18 protein-coding genes are annotated in these 22,290 nt (G+C 31.8%); 12 read left to right on the plus strand and 6 right to left on the minus strand.

Features of this window, described 5'->3' with window-relative positions; translation table 11 throughout:
• The first annotated feature begins 29 nt into the window (after positions 1-29).
• From SYN6308_RS07235 to bioB, 5 genes are all read left to right on the plus strand, one after another.
• On the plus strand, positions 30-317 hold the full coding sequence (locus SYN6308_RS07235) for a type II toxin-antitoxin system TacA family antitoxin (protein WP_017293770.1): 288 nt from the start codon (positions 30-32) through the stop codon (positions 315-317).
• 163 nt (positions 318-480) lie between these two features.
• Positions 481-1,014, plus strand: coding sequence for a GNAT family N-acetyltransferase (locus SYN6308_RS07240; RefSeq protein WP_237741265.1), 534 nt, complete (start codon positions 481-483; stop codon positions 1,012-1,014).
• Positions 1,015-1,054: 40 nt separating this feature from the next.
• Positions 1,055-2,455 carry an MFS transporter gene (locus tag SYN6308_RS07245; protein ID WP_017293772.1) on the plus strand — a complete coding sequence of 467 codons (1,401 nt, stop codon included), beginning with the start codon at positions 1,055-1,057 and terminating at the stop codon, positions 2,453-2,455.
• 203 nt (positions 2,456-2,658) lie between these two features.
• Entirely contained in the window at positions 2,659-3,726 is a 1,068-nt protein-coding gene (gene psbA, locus SYN6308_RS07250; RefSeq protein WP_017293773.1) for a photosystem II q(b) protein, read from the plus strand.
• 237 nt (positions 3,727-3,963) lie between these two features.
• A complete protein-coding gene (gene bioB / locus SYN6308_RS07255) occupies positions 3,964-5,031 on the plus strand; it encodes a biotin synthase BioB (RefSeq protein WP_017293774.1) in 1,068 nt (355 codons plus the stop codon).
• Positions 5,032-5,171: 140 nt separating this feature from the next.
• Here bioB and SYN6308_RS07260 read toward each other — a convergent pair whose 3' ends face one another.
• Complete coding sequence (locus tag SYN6308_RS07260) at positions 5,172-5,690, minus strand: ATP-dependent zinc protease family protein (RefSeq protein ID WP_017293775.1); 519 nt, start codon at positions 5,688-5,690, stop codon at positions 5,172-5,174.
• Positions 5,691-6,081: 391 nt separating this feature from the next.
• Here SYN6308_RS07260 and SYN6308_RS07265 point away from each other — a divergent pair, with 391 nt between their 5' ends.
• From SYN6308_RS07265 to SYN6308_RS25260, 4 genes are all read left to right on the plus strand, one after another.
• On the plus strand, positions 6,082-6,597 hold the full coding sequence (locus SYN6308_RS07265; RefSeq protein WP_017293776.1) for a type IV pilin protein: 516 nt from the start codon (positions 6,082-6,084) through the stop codon (positions 6,595-6,597).
• Positions 6,598-6,764: 167 nt separating this feature from the next.
• The gene (locus SYN6308_RS25750) at positions 6,765-7,277 is read left to right on the plus strand and encodes a prepilin-type N-terminal cleavage/methylation domain-containing protein (RefSeq protein ID WP_017293777.1); all 513 of its coding nucleotides are present in this window, start codon (positions 6,765-6,767) and stop codon (positions 7,275-7,277) included.
• Positions 7,278-7,294: 17 nt separating this feature from the next.
• The gene (locus SYN6308_RS07275; protein WP_017293778.1) at positions 7,295-8,077 is read left to right on the plus strand and encodes a hypothetical protein; all 783 of its coding nucleotides are present in this window, start codon (positions 7,295-7,297) and stop codon (positions 8,075-8,077) included.
• 339 nt (positions 8,078-8,416) lie between these two features.
• Positions 8,417-10,459, plus strand: a complete 2,043-nt coding sequence (locus tag SYN6308_RS25260) for an O-linked N-acetylglucosamine transferase, SPINDLY family protein (RefSeq protein ID WP_017293779.1) — start codon at positions 8,417-8,419, stop codon at positions 10,457-10,459.
• Positions 10,460-10,468: 9 nt separating this feature from the next.
• Here the strand turns inward: SYN6308_RS25260 and SYN6308_RS22030 are convergent, their stop codons facing one another.
• A complete protein-coding gene (locus tag SYN6308_RS22030; RefSeq protein WP_017293780.1) occupies positions 10,469-11,362 on the minus strand; it encodes a class I SAM-dependent methyltransferase in 894 nt (297 codons plus the stop codon).
• Positions 11,363-11,383: 21 nt separating this feature from the next.
• Here SYN6308_RS22030 and SYN6308_RS22035 point away from each other — a divergent pair, with 21 nt between their 5' ends.
• Positions 11,384-13,429 (plus strand): O-linked N-acetylglucosamine transferase, SPINDLY family protein, encoded by a 2,046-nt coding sequence (locus SYN6308_RS22035; RefSeq protein ID WP_017293781.1) that lies wholly within the window; start codon positions 11,384-11,386, stop codon positions 13,427-13,429.
• A 26-nt stretch (positions 13,430-13,455) separates the two neighbouring features.
• Here the strand turns inward: SYN6308_RS22035 and SYN6308_RS07295 are convergent, their stop codons facing one another.
• Positions 13,456-14,790: a class I SAM-dependent methyltransferase gene (locus tag SYN6308_RS07295; protein ID WP_017293782.1), complete on the minus strand. Its 1,335-nt coding sequence runs from the start codon at positions 14,788-14,790 to the stop codon at positions 13,456-13,458.
• Between the two features lie 9 nt (positions 14,791-14,799).
• On the minus strand, positions 14,800-15,657 hold the full coding sequence (locus tag SYN6308_RS07300) for an FkbM family methyltransferase (RefSeq protein ID WP_017293783.1): 858 nt from the start codon (positions 15,655-15,657) through the stop codon (positions 14,800-14,802).
• 89 nt (positions 15,658-15,746) lie between these two features.
• On the opposite strand from SYN6308_RS07300, the gene SYN6308_RS22040 reads away from it, so the two are divergent.
• Entirely contained in the window at positions 15,747-17,792 is a 2,046-nt protein-coding gene (locus SYN6308_RS22040; protein WP_017293784.1) for an O-linked N-acetylglucosamine transferase, SPINDLY family protein, read from the plus strand.
• Between the two features lie 201 nt (positions 17,793-17,993).
• Here SYN6308_RS22040 and SYN6308_RS07310 read toward each other — a convergent pair whose 3' ends face one another.
• Positions 17,994-18,896 (minus strand): Rpn family recombination-promoting nuclease/putative transposase, encoded by a 903-nt coding sequence (locus tag SYN6308_RS07310; RefSeq protein ID WP_017293785.1) that lies wholly within the window; start codon positions 18,894-18,896, stop codon positions 17,994-17,996.
• Positions 18,897-18,988: 92 nt separating this feature from the next.
• Between SYN6308_RS07310 and SYN6308_RS07315 the strand changes: the two genes are divergently transcribed.
• Positions 18,989-21,151, plus strand: a complete 2,163-nt coding sequence (locus SYN6308_RS07315; RefSeq protein WP_017293786.1) for an O-linked N-acetylglucosamine transferase, SPINDLY family protein — start codon at positions 18,989-18,991, stop codon at positions 21,149-21,151.
• 88 nt (positions 21,152-21,239) lie between these two features.
• Here SYN6308_RS07315 and SYN6308_RS22045 read toward each other — a convergent pair whose 3' ends face one another.
• Positions 21,240-22,127, minus strand: coding sequence for a class I SAM-dependent methyltransferase (locus tag SYN6308_RS22045; protein WP_017293787.1), 888 nt, complete (start codon positions 22,125-22,127; stop codon positions 21,240-21,242).
• Between the last annotated feature and the right edge of the window lie 163 nt (positions 22,128-22,290).

The following is a 22,290-nucleotide window of genomic DNA, read 5'->3' on the forward strand; positions in this document are numbered from 1 at the left end:
CAATGTAGATACTAATAACTAAAATTGCGATGAAAGTAAGTAAAATAGAAAAAAATAAACGATCGAAAACGATTAATTTGAGAATTGAATCAAGTCAAAAAGATTTAATAGACTTAGCCGCCAATGTCAGTGGCAAAACTCGCACTGCATTTATGTTAGAAGCCGCTTATCAAAAAGCCCAAGAAACTCTCCTCGACAGACGCTTATTCTATTTGGATGAGACACAATGGGAAGCATTTAACCAACTTTTAGATACTTCTCCCACTGACAATGACAAATTATCCCATTTACTGAACCATAAAGCACCGTGGGAATAAAATACAGTACACCAACACCCTTAAAACCATTCCATGACATTACAGAGTTTGATTGTACCTCAGTTCGACATAAAGAAAATGATGAAAACTAGACAGGTAGACAAGTGGACAAGTGGACAGGTAGAAAAATTCCCAATATTTGTGGGTTTTAAAAATAATTTTATTGACTCAAAAAAAACACAATCCTCCTGTCTGCCTGTCTGCCTGTCTTCCAAGTCAGCCCTCACCTATTTTTATATCGAACTCAGGTGATTGTGGGCAACCTCTGCTTAATGATTGGTTGCAACTAAAAGCCTACGAAAATGAGCAAAAAGGTGCATCTCGTACTTATGTTGTCTGCAATGACAATAAAGTAGTTGCTTATTATTGTTTAGCCACTGGAAGCATCACGAGAAATATCGCTCATGGAAGTGTTAGACGAAATATGCCCGAACCAATACCCGTTATGGTTTTAGGGAGATTAGGGATTGACATTAATCATCAAGGAAGTGGTATCGGTTTTGGTTTAGTTAAAGATGCCGTTTTGCGGACTTTACAAGCCTCAGAAATTGCAGGAATTAGGGCTATTTTAGTTCATGCTTTAGATGAATCGGCAAAACAATTTTATCAGAATAAATGTGGTTTTAAAGTGTCTCCTGTTAATCCTTTAACTCTCATGGTGACATTAAGTGACGTGCAAAAAAAACTTAATCTATAAATATTAAAAATACTAAAAAAATACCATTAAAAGATTTTCGATGAATAATTTTGAATCAGCTTTAAATAACTCTAAATTAACTAAACCGATGTGGTTTTTATGGTTGTTATCCGCCGGATTAATTGCTTTAGATGGATTTGATTTTTTTATCATCGGTATTGCTTTACCTTTTCTCGAAAAAGACTTTAATTTAAGTAGTGCTGAAATAGGCTCGATCGCAGTTTCTGCTATTATTGGTTCATTAATTGGCTCACTAACTTTAGGAGGAATTACCGATAAAATTGGACGACAAAAAATGTTATTAATTGATGTCCTTATTTTTATCATTTCTAGTGCGGGAACTGCTTTAGCTTGGAATGCTTTTTCTTTAATTTTTTTCCGTTTTTTAGTAGGTATTGGGATCGGTGCAGATTATCCTATTAGTGTGGCTTATATCACGGAAAATATGCCTTCACGTTTACGGGGAAGAATGGTTATTGGTGCTTTTACTTTTCAAGCTGTTGGGGCTTTATGTGGCGCTTTAACGGGGATAATTACGATCGATCTTTTTACGCAATTTTTCCCTAATTCTCTCGATATTTTAATTCGTTATGGATGGAGAATAATGTTAGGTATTGGTTTATTATTAGCTATTTTAGTGGGCTTTTTGCGGTTACAATTTTTATTAGAAAGTCCTCTTTATTATATTGCTAAAGGAGACTATAAAAATGCCGAATTAGCAGGGAGAGAATTATTAGAAACCGATATTATTATCAATGCAGAAACCGATCCTCAACCCTTAGAAACAACTCTTAATTATGGTTCTTTATTTTCGCAAAAATATCTTAAAAATACTCTTTTAGCTTCTATTCCTTGGTTTTTACAAGATATTGCTACCTACGGAATCGGAATTTTTACCCCGACAATTATCGCTATTTTGGCTTTTAGTAATCAAGATGATTTTATTTTACAACAAGTTCGATCGAGCCAAGGTTCAGCTATTGTCGATATATTTTTAATCATGGGTTTTATTATTGCGGTTTTATTAGTGGATAAAGTAGGTAGAATACCCTTACAAATAGTTGGTTTTATGGGCATGACTTTAGGCTTAATTTTATTAGGAATAGCAGGTGATCCAAGTCTTAATCAACATCCTAATTTAATCTTAGTATTTACAGGATTTTTAGTGTTTAATTTATTCATGAATGCAGGTCCTAATTCCACTACTTTTTTACTTTCTGGGGAAGTTTTCCCTACTTCTATCAGGGCAACGGGAGCAGGAGTTGCGGCTTCGATCGCCAAATTAGGTGCTGTGTTAGGGGTATTTTTATTACCAATATTAAAAGAAGATTTAGGAGTTTCTAACCTTTTATATATTTTAGCCATCGCTTGTTTTGTTGCCGGAATTTTAACCTATTTCTTGAGAATTGAAACTAGAGGAAAATCTTTAGAAAACAATTAACAAAATATCACTCTGTCCACCTGTCCACCTGTCCACCTGTCTCCTTTATCCATTCCTGATTTCATACTCCCCATAGAATAGGCTCAAAAAAAAATCTCATAATCACTTGACAAATTAAATCGCCATATAGTAATATAAAAATATGGTGGTTAAGTTAATCATCATATTCGTACCTCGAAAAAATCATAAGAAATCATAAAACCATGACAACAATCTTACAACAAGAACGGCTTTCCTCATGGGAGCAGTTTTGTCAGTGGGTTACTTCTACCAACAACCGCTTATATGTAGGCTGGTTTGGTGTATTAATGATCCCTGCGTTATTAACTGCAACCACTTGTTTCGTTATCGCTTTCATCGCTGCTCCTCCAGTGGACATTGACGGCATTCGTGAACCTATTTCTGGGGCTTTGTTATACGGTAATAATATCATTACTGCCGCAGTCGTTCCTTCTTCTAATGCCATTGGTTTACACTTTTATCCCATTTGGGAAGCGGCAACCTTAGACGAATGGTTATATAATGGTGGTCCTTACCAGTTGATTATTTTCCATTTCCTCATCGGTATTTACTGCTACATGGGCAGACAGTGGGAATTATCTTATCGTTTAGGAATGCGCCCTTGGATTTGTGTTGCTTATAGTGCTCCAGTGGCTGCTGCGACTGCTGTATTATTAGTTTACTCGATCGGACAAGGTTCTTTCTCCGATGGATTACCTTTAGGTATCAGTGGTACTTTTAATTTCATGTTTGTCCTTCAAGCTGAACACAACGTATTAATGCACCCTTTCCATATGATTGGAGTTGCGGGAGTGTTCGGTGGAGCATTATTTTCCGCTATGCACGGTTCTTTAGTAACCTCCTCTTTAATCAGAGAAACTACTGAAACTGAATCTCAATCTTTGGGTTACAAATTCGGTCAAGAAGAAGAAACTTACAATATTGTAGCGGCTCACGGTTATTTCGGACGTTTAATTTTTCAATATGCTTCCTTTAATAACAGTCGTGCTTTACACTTTTTCTTAGGCGCTTGGCCTGTTATTGGTATCTGGTTTGCGGCTTTAGCAGTATGTTGTTTTGCTTTTAACCTCAATGGTTTTAATTTCAATCACTCTATCTTAAACAGTGATGGTCGTGTGATCAATAGTTGGGCAGATGTGATCAACCAAGCTAATATCGGTATCGAAGTTATGCACGAGCGCAATGTTCATAATTTCCCCCTCGATTTGGCTTCTGCTGAACCTGTATCTGCACCTATGATCAACGGTTAATCTCGATCGAACCCAAGAAGTATTAAAAAACACAAAACACTTTTAGGTACTTCCCTTAAACTCGATCGAATTATCTCTAGCAAAAATCTTATCATTTTTAATCAAATAAATCAAAGATACTCTCTGAATTATCAGGGGGTATTTTTTGTTGTCTATTTTTAACCCTGAGCAAATATTTTCATCGCATCTACGATGATATAATGACAAAGATTACTCACAAACAAGGGGAATTTATAGGTGATAAACACGATTAATAAACCAAACACCACCGCCACCACAACACTAAATCAATGGTTAGAAGCATTGACCGATCGAATTATCAAAGGTGACTATCTCGATCGAGCTGAAGCCTTAAAACTGACAGAAATAGAAGGAGAAGACAATATCTTATTATTATGCGAATATGCCGATCGAATCCGTCAAGAGCGTTGCGGAAATATTGTGGACTTGTGCAGTATAGTCAACATCAAATCTGGTAACTGTTCAGAAAACTGTAGTTTTTGTTCTCAATCAGTACATCATCAAGGTAAAGACTCCCCCGTTTATGGCTTAAAATCCAGAGAGGAAATTTTGGAATATGCCAAAGCCGCCGACGAAGCAGGGGCAAAAAGATTTTGTTTAGTATCCCAAGGGCGAGGCTTAAAATATAATAGCCCGAAAAATAACGAATTTGACGAAATTTTAGCCACCGTTAAACAAATTATCGCAGAAACCAACGTTAAACCCTGTTGCGCTTTAGGAGAAGTTACCCTCGAACAAGCTCAAGCCCTAAAAGAAGCAGGAGTTACCCGTTATAATCATAACTTGGAATCCTCTGCTAATTTTTACGAGAAAATCGTTACTACCCACACATGGAACGATCGAGTAGAAACCGTTAAAAACCTCAAGAAAGCGGGTATTCAAGCCTGTACGGGGGGCATCATGGGCATGGGGGAAACATGGACAGATAGAGTCGATTTAGCCCTATCTCTGAGGGAATTAGAAGTGGAGTCTGTACCCATTAATTTACTCAATCCCAGAGAAGGCACTCCTTTAGGTGATGAAAGAAAACTCACTCCCTTAGAAGCGGTAAAAGCGATCGCCATTTTTCGTTTTATTTTACCCACTCAGATATTACGTTACGCAGGAGGTAGAGAAGCAGTATTAGGAGAATGGCAACGTCAAGGCTTAAAATCTGGCATTAACGCTATGCTAATCGGTAATTACCTTACCACTTTAGGACAATCTCCCGAAGATGATCACGCCATGTTAGCAGAATTGGGCTTACAAGGAGGAGAAACCCCCGTTAGTATAAGTAAAAAGTAAAAAGTAAGAAGTAAGAAGTAAAAAGTAAGAAGTAAGAAGTAAGAAGTAAAAAGTAAAAAGTAAAAAGTAAGAAGTAAAAAGTAAAAAGTAAGAAGTAAGAAGTAAGAAGTAAGAAGTAAGAAGCGAGGCAATGTCTTAGACTAAAGTTTCTTAGGTAAATAAATAAAGGATTTTTGACAATCCACTAAAAAGCGATTTTTGACAGCTTGGCGCCCTAATAGCATCCTAAAACCCATGGCATCCCGATTGGTTAAGGTTAATTCGATCGTCCATTGATAATCTCCCAATTTTACCATACTTTCAATTACTGGTCTTAGTTGGGTATGCCCTCCCGAATTGGTGACGTGACGATATTCTATCAAGGGTGCTATACATTCGATCGTAGTGTGAGTATCCCTTTGTATTGGATGCACTCGAAATTTTACCATATCTCTTTCATGCAGTGGTGCTGCACGATCACAAAGAAGTGGCACTGCGCGATCACTAAGAAGTGGCGCTGCGCGATCGAACTCTCGATAAATTTTAATCTGAAAAGCGTGTAAAGCCGAAGTCCGAGCGCCTGTATCAATTTTGGCATTAATTTTGTCAATACCCAAAGTAGGTAAAGCCAAAGATTCCCTCCAACCAATCAGCGGTATGATTCTTTGTTTCTGTGTCATTCTTATTAAGAGCATTTTTTATCTTATTTTATTAGAATTTACGCATCTGCCCCCAAACTTGGCAGGGCTGTTTCAAAGTAAGTTGGTAAAAATGTTGGGGTGTTAGGGTATTAGGGGATTAGGGTTTTTTTTACTTATAGATTTTAAATAATAATAAAAAATCTTAAAAGAATCAATTTATGATAGTAAATTATCAAAACTCATTACTCTTTACTTATTACTCATTACTCCCTCTTAACCAAAAAATTGAAAATGAAACAGCCCTGTCCCAAACTTGGGGGTGAGGAAAAAAAAGTTTTGATAGGGTGATAGGTTTTAGATCGATCGTGGGTAAGGTATAAATATCGAAAAAGAAAAAACTTTAAAAATAACTCTCACAGGAGAAAGAATTATGAAACCCGAAGTAACTTTAAAATATTTATCCTACGTTGCCAACAAAAAAAATAAAGGACAAGAAGGTTTTACCTTAATTGAATTATTAGTCGTAGTAATTATTATCGGTGTACTCGCCGCTGTTGCACTACCTAACTTATTAGGACAAGTTGGTAAAGCCAGAGAATCTGAAGCTAAAAATGGTGTAGGTGCTATCAACCGTGCACAACAATCCTACCACTTTGAAAAACAGACCTTTGCGAATGGTACCGATGTAACCGTAGCAACAAATGCCCTCGGTACTGTAGTTGTTAGTGACTACTACACCTTCGCCGTCACTGGTGCCGCCGATACTTCTAGTAATGAAACTACTGCGAAACAAGCTACTAAAGATGGTGTCAGAAACTACTCTGGTGGTGTAGGTTTCGCTGGTGGTAACTACTCCAGTGTTATTTGTCAGTCTGATGATATTGGTGGTACAGCAGCTGCGAATGGTGATGGTACAACCTGTGGAAGTGGTACATCTTTGAAATAGAAATTAGTCAGCTAATTACCGTTAACTTCATCAAATTAATTAAAAAGGGTGGCGTTTGCTTCCCTTTATTTTTTTGGGAAAAATTATTAAAATTTAGCTATTTTTTAGTGCAATATTGAAAGGGTTATTTGGGTACACTAACACTAAGTAGAGTTCATTGAAAAAAAATGAGTTTATATTATCAATGGGTGATGAAGCTCTCTCATGGCAAAAAAATTAATCAAGGTTTTACTTTAATAGAATTGTTAGTAGTCGTGATTATTGTGGGAATATTAGCTGCTGCTGCCATACCTAATTTTATTAACCAAATCGGAAAAAGTAGAGAGAGTGAAACAAAAAGTTATTTAGGCTTAATTGCTAGAGCTCAACAGGGTTATCATTGGGAAAAAGGGACTTTTGCAACTCAGGTACAGTTATTGGGTACAGGAAGTCTAGGAGGTGTTACTGCTAAATATCATAATATACCTGACCCCACGGATGTCAGTAATGCTAGAGTTAAACATCAAGCCTTTGCTCTTAATGGACAAAAAGATCAAGTCAGAAATTTTGCCGTTGGGGTTTATTATGATGCGGGGCAATATACCATTTCTCTTTGTCAATCCATAGAAATAGATGGCACAGTAAATGTAGGAGACAGTTCTAGTGCTGATTGTGTGGGAACTGCTGTTAAATTAAAATAATGTAATAATTGATTGTGATGTTTAAGTGGAAATTAGATACTATTTTACCTTTTGTAATATTAGTTTTCCTTGGGGGAGGAATATTTTTAATACAATATAAATATACACAACAATTTTTAGAAAATAAAAATAACCAAGTTGATTATGTTTTAGAAGAACAAAAGTTGAAAACAGCATTAGCTTTACAAAAAAAAATGCCAACTTTTGGTTTTGACAATATTTTGGCAGATTGGCAATATTTACAATTTATTCAATATTTTGGAGATGGTAATGCCCGAACAAAAACAGGATATTCTGCGGTAACAGATTATTTTGAAATAATTAGTGATTATGATCCTCGTTTTGTAAATGCTTATATGATTCTTTCTACGGCGAACTCTATTTATGCGGCGCAACCTGAAAAAACAGTTTTTTTACTGAATAAAATTTTATCGAATCTTTCACCACATATTAATCCTAATGCTTTGTTTCTCTGGATTTATAAAGGGGTAGATGAAATTTTATTTTTAGGTAATATGGCAGAAGCAAAAAAATCCTATGAAAAATCAGCTGAATGGGCTTTAGCAAGGGGAGATGAAGACGGAAAAATCATTGCTAATCGCAGTTTAGAAACAGCAAAATTTTTAGCTAACAATCCTGATAGTAAAAAAGCTCAGGTTAGTGCTTGGGTAACGGTGTTAAGTAGTGCTTTTGATGATGAAACTAGACAGAGGGCGATCAATACTATTCATAGTCTAGGAGGAAAGGTGATTATTTCTGATGATGGTAAGGTAGAGGTAAAGTTACCAGAAAAAGATTAGAAATTATGCCTTCAGCCTCTCTTCTATAAGGGGAAAGGGTTAATTTGTTTTACCCTCACCCCAGCCCCTTCTCCCACAAGGCAGGGGAAATTTTATTTTTTATAATTGATCAAATAAGGTTTAAAATCTTGACTAGGACAAAGAGGAAAAAATATTTTTTGAAGAAGTTTAATTAATATATAGCAATGGTGAATGATTCGTGAATAATCTCGTTTTTTATTCCCACAATTTTGGGAGGTTAGAGGAGGGAAAATTTTACAACTCACATCGGGTTACTATCGTAAAAAAAATTAGCAAATAACAGACATAATTAGAATTATTAATCGGTTGAGGAAAAAAATGAATCAGTGGCATCCATCAGTAGAAAAATATTGGGAAAACAAAAACTATGAAGAGGTAATTAAAATTTATGAGGACATCATCAATAATAATCCTACAGAAATTACTAATTATTTTTATTTAGGTTTAGCGTATTTGATGAAGGGAGAAATCGATACAGCTCAATCTATCTGGATGTCAGTATTATTAGAAGCAGATAATTTTCAAGATGAGTTAAAAAACCTTTTACAAGTTTTACATCAACAGGGAAAAAAACAGTTAGCCACTGGTACATTAAAATCAGCTCTAATTATTTATCAAACGTTGGAGGAGTTATTAACTAACCGAGAAGAATTTACTTCCAATGAAGCTATATCTTATCATGCTATTGGTTTTGTCTATAAAATGCACAAGCAACTCATTGAGGCAGAAAAATGTTTTCAATTAGCTATTGATATTGGTCAAATAAAAGAAGCCTATAATGATCTTGGGGGGATGTATTTTGATGGGGGAATTATGGAAAAAGCCATAGAGGTTTATCGCCGAGAAATAAATGATCACCCTGATTATACTTTTGGATATGTGAATCTTCTCGCGGCTTTACACAAGTCAGGAAACATAACGGAAGCTATTAATACTGCGAACTTGGCTCAAGAAAAATTCTCTGATGATTTACTTTGGAAGATTAGAAATTATTTAATCTTACCTTTAGTATATCAAAATGAAGAAGAAATAATGATCTTTCGTCAACGATTTATAGATGGTTTACAAAAAATTGTTGATGAGGTGGAAAATTTAGATTTAAAAAATCAAGAAGTACGAAAAAAAGCTCTATTAACTTTTAAAAATAATGTTAATTTTGAGTTAGCTTATCAAAAGTTTAATCATAAAGAATTACAGCAAAAATATGGTAATTTAATTTATAAAGTCGTTTCTGCTAATTATCCTGATTATGTACAACCAAAGGAAAAAAAACCTGTTAAATCAAGAAAAATTAAAGTGGGTTATGTTTCTCAGTGTATGTGTAAACACGTGGTGTCAAGATTGATGTTAGGTTGGTTGCGTCATCATGATCCTACACAATTTGAGATTTATTCTTACTATATTGGTTTTACCAGTGATGAGCTTACCCAAGAATATGAGCAGTATAGTGATTTTTTTTATCATATTGATGGTTTTGAGACTGCATCAAAGAAAATTATGGCGGATGATTTAGATATAGTGGTTTTTCTGGAAATAGGAATGTCGCCATATATGGCGATGTTGGGTAGTTTGAGATTTGCCCCTGTTCAGTGTACTACTTGGGGACACCCTGAAACTTCTGGGTTACGGAATGTTGACTATTTCTTGTCTAGTGATTTAATGGAACCTGAAAATGGACAAGAACATTATTCAGAAAATTTAGTGCGTCTGCCTAATATTGGTATTTCTTACCCGAAACCAGCTTTGATAGAAGTACCAAAAAATAGAGACTTTTTCCGCTTACCTGCCGATGCTTTGATTTATTTTTGTGGACAAAGTGTTTTTAAATATTTACCAGAAAATGATCACATCCTTGCTGCCATCGCTCAAAGAGTACCGAATAGTAAATTTCTATTCCTCACTCGCCCGAATCCAAATATTGCGGAGCAATTTAAACAAAGATTAAGTAAGGCTTTTGCGGATTTAGGATTAAATCTTGAAGAATATGGGATTTTTTTACCTCTTTTAACTAAAAATGACTATTTGAATCTTAATCTTCTTTCTGATGTGTTTTTAGATAGTTTTGGGTGGTCTGGTGGTAGTACAACATTGGAGGCTATAACTTACAACTTACCAGTGGTAACTTATCCGGGGGAATTTATGCGGGGCAGACATAGTTACGGTATTTTAAAAATGTTAGGAGTTACAGATACGATCGCATCTTCCCCACAGGAATATATTGATATTGCGGTAAGGTTAGGAAATGATCAACTATGGCGAGAGGAAATCAAAGAAAAAATCAAGGCTAATTACCATAATTTATATGATGATTTAGATTGTGTAAGGGGATTAGAAAAATTCTATCAAGATGTTTGTTTGTGATTTTAGCTTCTAAATATTACCTAATTCTTCAAATATAGATAAGGAATCGAGATCATCAAAATACATTTCTTTTTCTTTGTCGGGTTGAGAAAATGATTTTCCTAAACAAGATTTTTTTTGACTTGGAGATGATTTATTTTTTAAAAAATTTAAGTCTTTGAACAGTACTGAAGTACAGTTTTTATATACTAAACATGGTGTCATGCCAAAAAAGTCTAAACGATAAAAACCCTCTGAGTCAAGATAGGTCAAAATTTCTGAATAACTACTTCTGTCAGTATCATCAAAAATGATAAAACCATCTTCTTTTAAGTGAGAATATGCTTCTTTGGCACATTCTTCTCTATTATCTCCGTCAATAATAATTACATCAAAATATTTGTCGGGGAATTCGTTAATTGTTTTAATATATACATCAGGTTCTTCAATTAATTTTAAAATTATTTTAGGGTCTTTTATTAATGTCGATCGTAAATAATTAAACCAATCTTTATTACTTTCAATGGAGATTAATTGATTAATTTTTTTTGCCCACCATAAAGTAGATTGACCGCTACCATATTCAAATACTACAAAATCTGATTTTATTTTATCTTCAATAAACTCAATGGCAGGATATGTGTACCAAGGAATCGATTCTGTTTCATTATTAACAGGCTTTCCTAATTGTAGAGATTTTAACCATCCAGAGGCTTCTAATATATTTGTTTTAGGAGGTAAATAACTGGCTATTTTTTCCCAATCTAAAGATAAGATTAAACTATGAGCTAAAGTAACTCCTAAACCTGATTGTAGTAATGTGGGTTTTTCTTCGATCGCTTCTTCAAATAATTGAGCGGCTTGAGAATATTTTTTTAGTCTATAGCATTCATAAGCTAAATTCAGTTTATCTGTTTGATTCATTATTTTTTATCTCTTAATACTATGGCTGACAAAATTAATATTTTAAAAAAAGATTTTATTAATTCTATTCTTAAAGAAGAATTTGATCAAGTAATTAATATTTTTGAACAAACAATTAATGATGATTCTACCAATGTTTATTCTTATTATTATTTAGGAATAGCTTATTTATTAAATGGCGATCGTGATCTAGCAGAAGCTACTTGGATGGCTGTTTTTTTAGAAAGTAATGACGTAGAAGAAAATAGTAGAATATTAATTAATATTTTCAAGGAAATAGGACTATTATTAATTGAGAATCAAAAATTTTATTTAGCTACATTAATTTATGAACAAATACTTATTTTAGATGAGAATAATTTAGAAAGTTCTTTAATAATAGTTGATCTTTATTTACATTTAGGAAAAGAAAATTTAGCGGAAGATACTTTAATAAAAGTAATTGATAATGAGTTCGTTAATACTTTAATTTATTTAAAATATAGCCAACTTTTACTCAAGCAATATCGTTATTCAGAGGTTATTAATCTTTTAACAACTGCTCTCAATAAATTTCCTAATGAGCAAAGTTTATATTTTAACTTGATGTTGGGTTTTAGAGGATATGGACAAGCAAAAGAAGCTATAATTATTGCGGAAGAAGGACTAAAATTAAACCCTAATAATCTGATTTTTCAAATAGAAAATGCTCGAATTTTTCCTATATTATATGACAATGAAGAAGAAATAGAATTTTATTATCAAAGATTTGATCAATGTTTAGATCACATAATTAATAATTTATCTTTAAAAACAGAAGCAGAAAAACAAGAAGCTCTAAATGCTATTAGTTTATCCACTAATTTTTATTTACAATATCAAGGAAAATCTACTCTAACTTTACAAGTTAAATATGGTCAATTAGTCAATAATATTATTAATGCTAATTATCCCCATTTAAACTATTTATCTGGAAAATCTCAGGGTAAAAACTTAAAGATAAATAAAAAAATAAAAGTAGGATATATCTCAAGCAAAATGTTTGATAATGTTATCGGTGAATTATTTTATAATTGGATTAAATATCATAATCAAGAATTGTTTGAAGTTAATTGCTATTATATTGGTCATAAAGTTGATCAAATAACAAAAATATATCAAGAAAATAGTGATAAATTTTCACACATTCAAAGTAATTTTGAATTAGTATGTAAAACTATTATTGAAGATCAATTAGACATCTTAATTTTTCTCGATTTAGGAATGTCTCCAGAGTTAACTAAAATTGCAGGATTAAGATTAGCACCTATTCAATGCAAGGGATGGGGGCCACCTGTAACATCAGGCTCTCCTATGATTGACTATTTTTTAACCAGTGATTTAATGGAAAATCCTCAAGGGGAGAAACATTACAATGAGAAATTAATCAGATTACCAAATTTAGCATTTTCTTATCCTCGCCCAAAACTTCCTAATATAATTAAATCCAGAAAAATGTTTAATTTACCAGAAGATGCAGTGATTTATTGGAGTTGTCAATCTTTGTTTAAGTATTTGCCCCAATATGATTATATCTTTCCTCGTATCGCATCTCAAGTCACCAATAGTAAGTTTATTTTTATTGAATTTCCTTTAAGTCAATTTGTTAATAATCAGTTTCTAAAAAGGTTAAAAAAAGCATTTGAAAAATACAATCTTAACATTGAAGATTATTGCATTTTTATGCAGGGATTATGTCAAGAAGACTTTTTAAATCTAATATTAATTTCAAATGTAGGATTAGATACTTTTGGATGGTCTGGAGGTAAAACAACACTAGAAGCGATCGCCTGTAACTTACCATTAGTAACTTATCCAAGTGAATTGATGCGAGGCAGACATAGTTATGGTATTTTACAAATGTTAGGAGTTACAGATACGATCGCTTCTTCACCACAGGAATATATTGATATAGCGGTAAGACTAGGAAATGATCAATTATGGCGGGAGGAAATCAAAGAAAAAATCAAGGTAAATCACCATAATTTATATGATGATTTAGAGTGTGTAAAGGGATTAGAAAAATTCTATCAAGATGTTTGCTCGTAATTTTTTTATTTGGTGGTAGATGTTGATTATTTTTCCACTAATAAATATAAAAAAGTTTCTAACTTAATAATTAAATCCTTGATTTCTTGAGTAGTTTCTATGACAGTTTTTTCTTCTGAAGTAACTAAATTTATGGGTTGAATTTTTAGCGCATAGGAGACTAATTCTTCTAAAGTTAAGGATTTCTCCCATAAAGGTAATAATACTGCGGCTTGGTTACTAGAAAGATAAATGGGGGTTAAAGTAGGTACGGTAATGTATTTACTTATTTCCCATGGATTTTGTTGTTTAATGGTGTTTAAGAAATCCTCTTTAATTTGGGGAGATTTTAATTGAGGATGAAGATATATTTTTGCTGTTTGCCAATCAGTTTCAGTCCATGTTGATAAAGATTGCATGGGAGAAATACTATTTTCTTGAACACACCAAAAATCAATTAAACGATGACAAGGATTAAGTAATTCAAAAAAATGTAATCTTTGTTCTTCGGAAGCATTTTCTAAGGCAAATTCCCACACCGTTGGAATATTATTTCTATCTTTAAATAAGTCTCTCACTTCCCATTGTCTCCAATTAGTCATACTTAAAAAACTTAATTGAGCTAATCTTAGCATTTCAAATACTTGAGGAATAGTATAGCCTTTATCATTTTGAAGTAAATGATTCATAAGAATAGATTGTTTCGTTTTTTCGGATGTTAAATCTAAGTCTTGATTATTAAAAATGCCCCCAACATTTCTCTTTAAAATAGTACCAGGGTTTAAACTTTTCATTGTGTCCGCTACTACTTCAATTTCAAAATCTTCAGGGTTATCTTCGACTAAACCCAAACTACGGAATAATTCTTGAGAAAGGTAGAAATAAAATCTTTGATAGTAACTATGAAAATTTGCGTTCATAATTCCTTCAGGCTTCAACACAGATTTTAATGTTTTGAGAATCTCAAGAGGGTTATCGCAAATATAAATAACATCACTACAGTTCATATAATCATATTGATAATTTAATTGACCAATATTTTCTATGGATATTTGATGATATTCTACATTGTTAAAATTATGATAATCGAGTCTTTTTTTGGCAAAATCTAAGGAGTTTTGAGAGAGATCGATCGCAATAATTTTGGCGTTGGGATTAGCAAATGCCAAGGTTAAAGTCGTCCATCCGCTACCACAACCGACATCTAAAATAACTTTATCAGTAGTGTCTATTACTTTTTGGCGATAAAGATAATAAGAAGTTGTTAAATTATTGAGAAAAAGAGCATTATATTCATTTTCGGGAGATTTCTCAATGGGTATATGAGGATAGGGAGAAGTATCGTATTGTTGTTCCAGTAAATTGTTTGATGGTTGGTTCATATTTTTGGTTTAGTTATTAAAAATTTCAAGATAAAATTCCACAAAATCAAATTCTTCTTTTTCATTAATATATTTTAAGGCTAACATTGCTAAATCAAAAGAACCATATAAATCGTGCATAATAATGGCTATTTTTATCAATTCTTCTGATGATAATTGAGCAAAATCAGTAAAATTTCGGACATAAACCGCATCAGTCCACATAACTTGGTTCATACCTTCATATATATTATTATTAATAAGTAAAGGTTTAAAAACTCTTTTATTAAGGGGAGAGAAAGTATGGAATGTAAAACCTAGTTTTCTTAAAACAATATCAATTTCGGCAAATAAAGGCTGATTTTCATAAGAACCAATAAAGTCAACTTCAGTATGAATAACTAAACTATTCCCAACAATATTCATGCCATTTTGAATAATATCTAATTCCGCACCCTGAACATCTAACTTAATGTAATCAATAGTATCTATTTCTTTAAGATCATCTAATCGATGGGTTTGGATAGTCTGTGTGTCAATTATTTTTGCCCACTGAGAAAAACCATGAAAATGATCTAAAACCTTATAATCAGGTTTTAGTAAAGAAGTCATCCCCGGTGCATGACAAATATGAAGAGTTGCTTCTTTTCCATCTCCTAAAGCATAGGGTAAGTATATTTCTTTCTCCTTTGCTTGGGAAGTTAATTTTTCGTATTCTTTAGGACTAGGCTCAAACCCATAAATAATAGCTTTATCGATTTGTTTGATATTATGATAAGGTGGATCACCGTCAATAGCACTTGCTCCGACATCTAAAATCTTAATATCAGGTAGTTCCATAAAGGAAAATAATTCATAAAATGACGGAATAGCTTTTTTTTCTTTCATTACTATTTAGATTAAGAATATATGTTATATATTATATTTTTATTCTCTCATTGATTTAATTATTTCCATTATAATAATTGTAAAGATATATGAATAATCATCAGATAAAAAATAAATCATTAGGTGAAACTTACATTGATAATGACAACTATTTTCAAGCAATTAATTGGTTTCAAGAAAACATAGAAAATGAGAATCAAAAATTAAATAATTATTTCCATTTAGGTTTAGCTTATTTACTATCAGATGAAATAGAAACAGCAGAAGCATTGTGGATGTCAATACTTTTAGAGTCTGATAATTTTGAGTATGATTTACAAAATCTTTTAACTATTTTAGATAGACAGGGGGTAAATCAATTACAAAAAAATAATTTTATACAAGCCTTAAAAATTTATAATAAAATTCATGAATTATTAATTAATGAAAACAGAAATAAACCTCATTGGGGATCATATTACTATCATTTTGGTTTAGTTTTTCAAGGTTTAAATGATCACAATAATGCCATTAAAGCCTATACAAAAGCTATTGAAATTAATATCAATTTGATTGATTCTTATAATAATTTAGGAAATATTTATTTATTTTTAAATCAACCAGAAAAAGCCGAGTTTATTTATCAAGAAGCTATCAAAATAAATCCTAATCATTCAGGTACTTATTTTAATTTATTTTTAACGTTAAAAGAATTAGGTAAAGTTGGAGATGCCATCGCCCTTGCAGAAAAAGCCTCTCAGTTATTTCCTGATGATTTTGTCTGGAAATTACAAAAAAACCTATTTTTACCGATAATTTATTCCACAGAAGAAGAAATTAAATATTATCGACAAAAATTTACTAAAGGTTTAGATAATTTAATCATAAATTTAGATTTATCAACGGACATTAAGAAAAAAAATGCCCTTAAAGCAATATCTAATCATACTAATTTTTACCTCGCTTATCAAGGTTTAAATGATTTAGATTTACAGAAAAAATATGGGGAATTAGTTACCAAAATAACCAGTATTAATTATCCCCAATGGATAAAATATAATACAAATTTTGGTGATAAAGAAAGCAAAAAAATAAAATTAGGCTTTGTCACTGGAGGTAGTAGTAATCGTGCTAAATGGTTATTAAAATGGTTAGAAAATTTGGATAAAAATATTTTTCATATTTATGTTTATATCATTGAAAATATTAACTATAGTATAGGTCAAAATTTTGAAAAAATAGCTGATTTTTATTACTTAATTCCTGATAATTTTGAAAAAAGTTGTCAAAAAATATCTGAAGATAAATTAGATGTTTTAACTTACACAGAAATCGGAATGTTACCGCAAACCATCCTCATGGGTAGTTTAAGATTAGCAGCAATTCAATGCTCAACTATCGGACATCCTTTAACTTCTGGGTTAAGTAATATTGACTATTATATTTCAAGAGAATTAATGGAGATTCAAGAAGCACAAAATTATTATTCAGAAAAATTATTTGTTTTACCTAATATTGGAATGTGTTTAGAAAAAAAACCTATTAATAATGTAAATAAATCAAGAAAAGACTTTAATTTAGATCATCAAAGTATTATTTATTTATGTAGCCAAATGCTTTTCAAGTATTTGCCACAACATGATTATTTATTTTCTGCGATCGCTAAAAAAGTTGATAATTCTAAGTTTATTTTTATTGAATCTTATCCTTATCTAACAAAAATTTTTCAAGAAAGATTAGACAAAGTTTTTAGTAAATATGACTTGAATTTTAAAAATTATTGTGTTTTTCTTCCTTCTCTATCACAGGATGATTATTTTAATTTGAATTTGTTATCGGATGTTTTTTTAGATAGTTTAGCATGGTCTGGAGACAATACCACTAGAGAGGCTTTATCTTGTCATTTACCTGTGGTGACACTACCGAGAGAATTTATGCGCACTCGTCACAGTTACGGTATTTTGAAAATGTTAGAAGTGACAGAAACTATTGCTAATTCCGAAAAAGAATATATCCAAATTGCTGTTAAGTTGGGGCTCGATCGAGCTTATAATCAAATGATTAGAGAGAAAATAAAAGTTAAGCTCGATCGACTTTATGAAGATTTAGAATGTGTGAAAGCATTAGAAAAATTTTATCTACAGATGAATCTTTGAGGCAGGAGGTTGTATGGAAATTAAAGTAATCTAAACAAAATTCTCTGTTGTGGAATGGGAAGCAGTTTACGAGGGAAATGGAGAAAGCTTATCAACAAATGTGGAATGTTTATGTAAATAGCTAGACATCAAAAAAAATACGGTAGAGAGGGTAAAATTTTACTTGTCCTAATTCCTCCCATTTTTCCGTTAAAATCTATTTTAAGATTGATCGAACTCTGAATCACTGGTAAGAGAATTTAACCAATTCACTAAATCCGATACACTATTAAAATCTAATAAATCAAGTCCTAAATTTTCTAGCTCTGAAAAAGATAAATTACTAAGTTGACTTTCTAATTGGCTATCAATATTTCCTAAGCGTTTTTGAAGTTGACGTAGAATTAATTGAGTTTCCAAATACTTACTTTGTTGAATCCCCTGTTGAATACCCTGTTGAATACCCTGTTGAATACCCTGTTGAATACCTTTATTAATAATTTGATTATAGACTACAGATTCTTGCATAATATCCTCCCGAAAGTAAAAGTTAATTAATGATAAATCAAATTTAATTCCTGCTAATAATTGTACACAGGTAGAAACATTATTTCTTTCTCTCCTGTTTTCAATTTTACTAATTTCCTCCGCTACTTGGCTTAATAAACTTTCAGGGTTGTCAGTTTTTGCCAATACCGCTAAAGGAAATAAAATTGGAGACTGTAGCAAAAGACTAACATCTTCTTCCCAAATTCTAATTACTCGATAGCGGTGGGATGTATTTTGAGTTTGAAATCGATCGATCAAGACATCAGGAGATGTGGTAGGTTTGAGATAAATCACCACTTGTTCAATATTTGTCTCGTATTGACGATATAATCTCACCCAATAGTCTAGCATTCTCAAAGGAATTGATGGTTGAGATTGAGGATTTGTCTGAAACTCTAAATGTAAAATTTTATCAGCAACGGTAAGAAAAAATAATCCATCCGCCCTAATCGGTTCTAGATTTAATTCTACATTGAGAATTTCCACTTTTTCGTTGATGTCTTCATTCAATAGCCAATGAACAAAAACTTGTGGTGATTCTTCTACCAAAAATTTTAAAATACTATCATAGCTCATGTTAACTTAATGGGAATCTCATTTTAATTTATAAACGATAAGTTATAAATAATACTAACAATAAAAGTAATCTAGGGAATAAATATAAATTTATGAGTTGGCATTCAGAAATAGAACAATTTTTACCAGAGCAAAAGTTCGATCGAATCCTCAGTTTTTATGAAGATTTAATCGAAAATAATCCCGATCATATTCAAGATTATATTTACTTAGGATTAGCTTATTTATTAACAGGAAATGAAGCAGAAGCCCAAAGCACATGGTTTTATATCTTAACCCAAGAAGATGAAGAATTAGTAAATTTATTAAGTGATATTTTAGAACAAGAAGCTCAGAGACAATTAAGATTAGAAGATCATAAAAAGGCTTGGTTAATTCGTAGTTATTTAAAAGAAATTAATCCCGATTCTATTAATAATATTTTGTCCTTAATTGATTTAGAAATTATTCTTAATAAATATATAATAGGAAGTTTAGATAACTGGAACTTAAAAAATTTACTTCTCCAGCAAACACCTAATATTAACTTAATATTTTTGTGGGAACTTTTACCTAAATTAATTATAATTGAGCAAGAACACTCTTTAAATTTTGTCGAATTTTGTTTATCTTATCAGATTTATCATTTATCAACTTGTATCCAAAAAATTAGTGATACTGCTCAATATTTTTGCTATAGAAACCCTAATTTAGCAATTAAATTAACCAATTTATGCTTACAGAAAACACCCGATGATTGGCGTTTACAAAAAAATCTTTGTTTATATCTTTTCCATGATGGTTATAATCAACAAGCTATAAAATTAGCAAAAAAAATTTATGATCAAGAAAATAATATAGAAATAAAAATATATCTTAACGGATTCTTGTTAGAGCTAATGCACAAAAGTAATTTATGGCTAGAATGTGACGAGATTTTTCAACGGCATAAAATACTATTAGAAACCATTATTCAAAAAAAAGAATACCGTAATTTTTATGATAATGGATTAGTCAGTTTAATTAGACCATTATTACATTCTGAAGATAATCCTCAACAAAATCGACTCCTTCAAAATTCTCTAGCTCAACTTTTTGAAGAGAATATCAAACATAATTATATAGTTGATAAAATCCAAGAAATTAACTATGATAAACAGCAAAAAAAGAAACTGAAAATAGGTTATATTGGTTATACTTTTCGGATGCACTCAGTAGGTTGGTTATGCCGATGGTTATTTCAAGAACACGATCGAGAAAAATTTGAAATCTATATCTATCTAATCAATCAATCCGAAGATGAAATGACAGAAAAATGGTTTAAAAATAAAGTGGACTATAGCTATAAATTATCTGGTGAAATAGATAAAATAGCACAACAAATTATTAATAATCAAATAGATATTTTAATTGATTTAGACGCTATAACTAATCAAACCACTTCTGCCGTCATGAGTTTAAAACCTACACCAATTCAAGTAACATGGTTAGGGAGTGATGCGTCAGGAATACCATCAATAGATTACTTTATTGCCGATCCTTATGTGTTACCCAGTAATGCCCAGAAATACTATACCGAAAAAATTTGGCGTTTGCCTTATACCTATTTAGGAATCAATGGTTTTGAAGTAAATGTGCCTACCTTAACAAGAGAAAATTTAGATATTCCCTCAGAAAGTACTATTTACTTAACCATTCAAAATGCTTTTAAGCGTAATCCTCACATCATTCATTTACAAATGAAAATAATTAAGTCTGTAGCTGATAGTTATCTCTTAATCAAAGGTAGTGGAGATGATCAACTAGCACAACAATTATATCATACGATCGCACAACAAGAAGGAATAGAGCAAGAGAGAATAAAATTTTTAGAGATGACTCCCACGGAAGCAACTCATCGAGCTAACATCAAAATAGCAGATGTAGTTTTAGACACCTATCCCTATAATGGCGCAACCACAACCCTTGAAACCCTATGGATGGAAGTACCATTAGTGACTAGAGTGGGTGAACAGTTCGCCGCTCGTAACAGTTATACTTTTATGATGAATGCAGGTATCATCGAAGGCATTGCTTGGAGTGATGAAGAATATATTGAATGGGGTATAAAGTTAGGCACAGATAAAGATTTAAGAAAAGGAGTTAGTTGGAAATTGCGACGATCGAAAAAAACATCTCCTTTATGGAATGGAAAACAATTTACCAGACAAATGGAAAAGGCTTATCAACAAATGTGGGAAATCTATGTTAATCAACAAACTAAAATAGAATCATAATAAGCTAGTTAAGTGTCCGTGAATCAAGAATCGCCCGTTAAATCAAAAATTGTAACGGGTGAGTGTCAATAAATTTATACTTATTTCCTCAATCAAATAAATATAAGTGTTCAAGATCATCAAAATATAAGTTCTGCTCTTCATCTGGTTGGAAAAAAGATTTCCCTAAACAGGATTCTTTCTGACTAGGAGTAATATTATTTTTCAGGAAATTAATATCTTTAAATAAAATAGATGTGCTGTTTTTATAGACTAAAGAGGGAGTCATGCCCACAAAATCAATGCGAAAAAAACCTTCTTGATCTAAAAAACGTAGAATATCATCATAATATTCTCGATCGGTATCATCAAGAATAATAAAACCATTTTCTTTTAATCGCAAATATGCCTCTTTTGCACACTCAGGGCGATGCTCCCCATCAACAATAATGACATCAAAATAATGGGGAGGAAACTCATTTATTTTCTGAATATAATCTTGAGCTTCCTCGGATAAATATAAATTAATATTCTCCGATTTTTCTAACTTAGTTAAAGAAGATTTTAAATAATTATGCCAATTTTTATTACTTTCAATAGACACTATTTCCTGAACTTTATTTGCCCACCATAAAGTAGAATGTCCACTACCATATTCAAAAACCTTAAAATCAGACTTAATCTTATCCTCAATAAACTCAATAGCAGGATAAGTGTACCAAGGAATTGGTTGTGATAAACTATCAACGGGTTTCTCTGAAGCTAAAGATTTTAACCAGCCACTAGCGTCGAAAATATTAGAGTTAGGGGGCAAGTAATTAGTTACTTTTTCCCAATCCAAAGACAAAATTAAACTATGGGCTAAAGCCACTCCTACCCCGGATTGTAATAAACTGGGTTGAAGTTCGATCGCTTCTGCAAATAAATCACTAGCTACACCATAGTTGGTTCGATCGAATTCTTCATAAGCCTGACGAAGTTTATCTTTTGCATTCATAGGAAAGTTTAGATCAAGGGGGAAAAAGATTAGATATGATTAAAATACTAAGAAATATCCTATCATGAAAAATGACTCAAAATTCAACATTAACAAATGAGATTATTAACTATTTTCACCAAGAAGAATTTTAAAAAATTATTGGTATTTTAGAACAAAAAAT

The organism is Geminocystis herdmanii PCC 6308 (assembly GCF_000332235.1).
Lineage (GTDB): Bacteria > Cyanobacteriota > Cyanobacteriia > Cyanobacteriales > Cyanobacteriaceae > Geminocystis > Geminocystis herdmanii.

Bases quoted from the DNA above. Each gene is read 5' to 3' on its own strand.
- SYN6308_RS07260 (WP_017293775.1), bottom strand. From the start codon at position 5,690: ATGACACAGAAACAAAGAATCATACCGCTGATTGGTTGGAGGGAATCT.
- SYN6308_RS07295 (WP_017293782.1), bottom strand. From the start codon at position 14,790: ATGAACCAACCATCAAACAATTTACTGGAACAACAATACGATACTTCT.
- SYN6308_RS25750 (WP_017293777.1), top strand. From the start codon at position 6,765: ATGAGTTTATATTATCAATGGGTGATGAAGCTCTCTCATGGCAAAAAA.
- SYN6308_RS22035 (WP_017293781.1), top strand. From the start codon at position 11,384: ATGGCTGACAAAATTAATATTTTAAAAAAAGATTTTATTAATTCTATT.
- SYN6308_RS07315 (WP_017293786.1), top strand. From the start codon at position 18,989: ATGAGTTGGCATTCAGAAATAGAACAATTTTTACCAGAGCAAAAGTTC.
- SYN6308_RS07245 (WP_017293772.1), top strand. From the start codon at position 1,055: ATGAATAATTTTGAATCAGCTTTAAATAACTCTAAATTAACTAAACCG.
- SYN6308_RS22040 (WP_017293784.1), top strand. From the start codon at position 15,747: ATGAATAATCATCAGATAAAAAATAAATCATTAGGTGAAACTTACATT.
- SYN6308_RS07300 (WP_017293783.1), bottom strand. From the start codon at position 15,657: ATGAAAGAAAAAAAAGCTATTCCGTCATTTTATGAATTATTTTCCTTT.
- SYN6308_RS25260 (WP_017293779.1), top strand. From the start codon at position 8,417: ATGAATCAGTGGCATCCATCAGTAGAAAAATATTGGGAAAACAAAAAC.
- SYN6308_RS22030 (WP_017293780.1), bottom strand. From the start codon at position 11,362: ATGAATCAAACAGATAAACTGAATTTAGCTTATGAATGCTATAGACTA.
- SYN6308_RS07265 (WP_017293776.1), top strand. From the start codon at position 6,082: ATGAAACCCGAAGTAACTTTAAAATATTTATCCTACGTTGCCAACAAA.
- SYN6308_RS22045 (WP_017293787.1), bottom strand. From the start codon at position 22,127: ATGAATGCAAAAGATAAACTTCGTCAGGCTTATGAAGAATTCGATCGA.
- SYN6308_RS07275 (WP_017293778.1), top strand. From the start codon at position 7,295: ATGTTTAAGTGGAAATTAGATACTATTTTACCTTTTGTAATATTAGTT.
- SYN6308_RS07235 (WP_017293770.1), top strand. From the start codon at position 30: ATGAAAGTAAGTAAAATAGAAAAAAATAAACGATCGAAAACGATTAAT.
- SYN6308_RS07310 (WP_017293785.1), bottom strand. From the start codon at position 18,896: ATGAGCTATGATAGTATTTTAAAATTTTTGGTAGAAGAATCACCACAA.
- psbA (WP_017293773.1), top strand. From the start codon at position 2,659: ATGACAACAATCTTACAACAAGAACGGCTTTCCTCATGGGAGCAGTTT.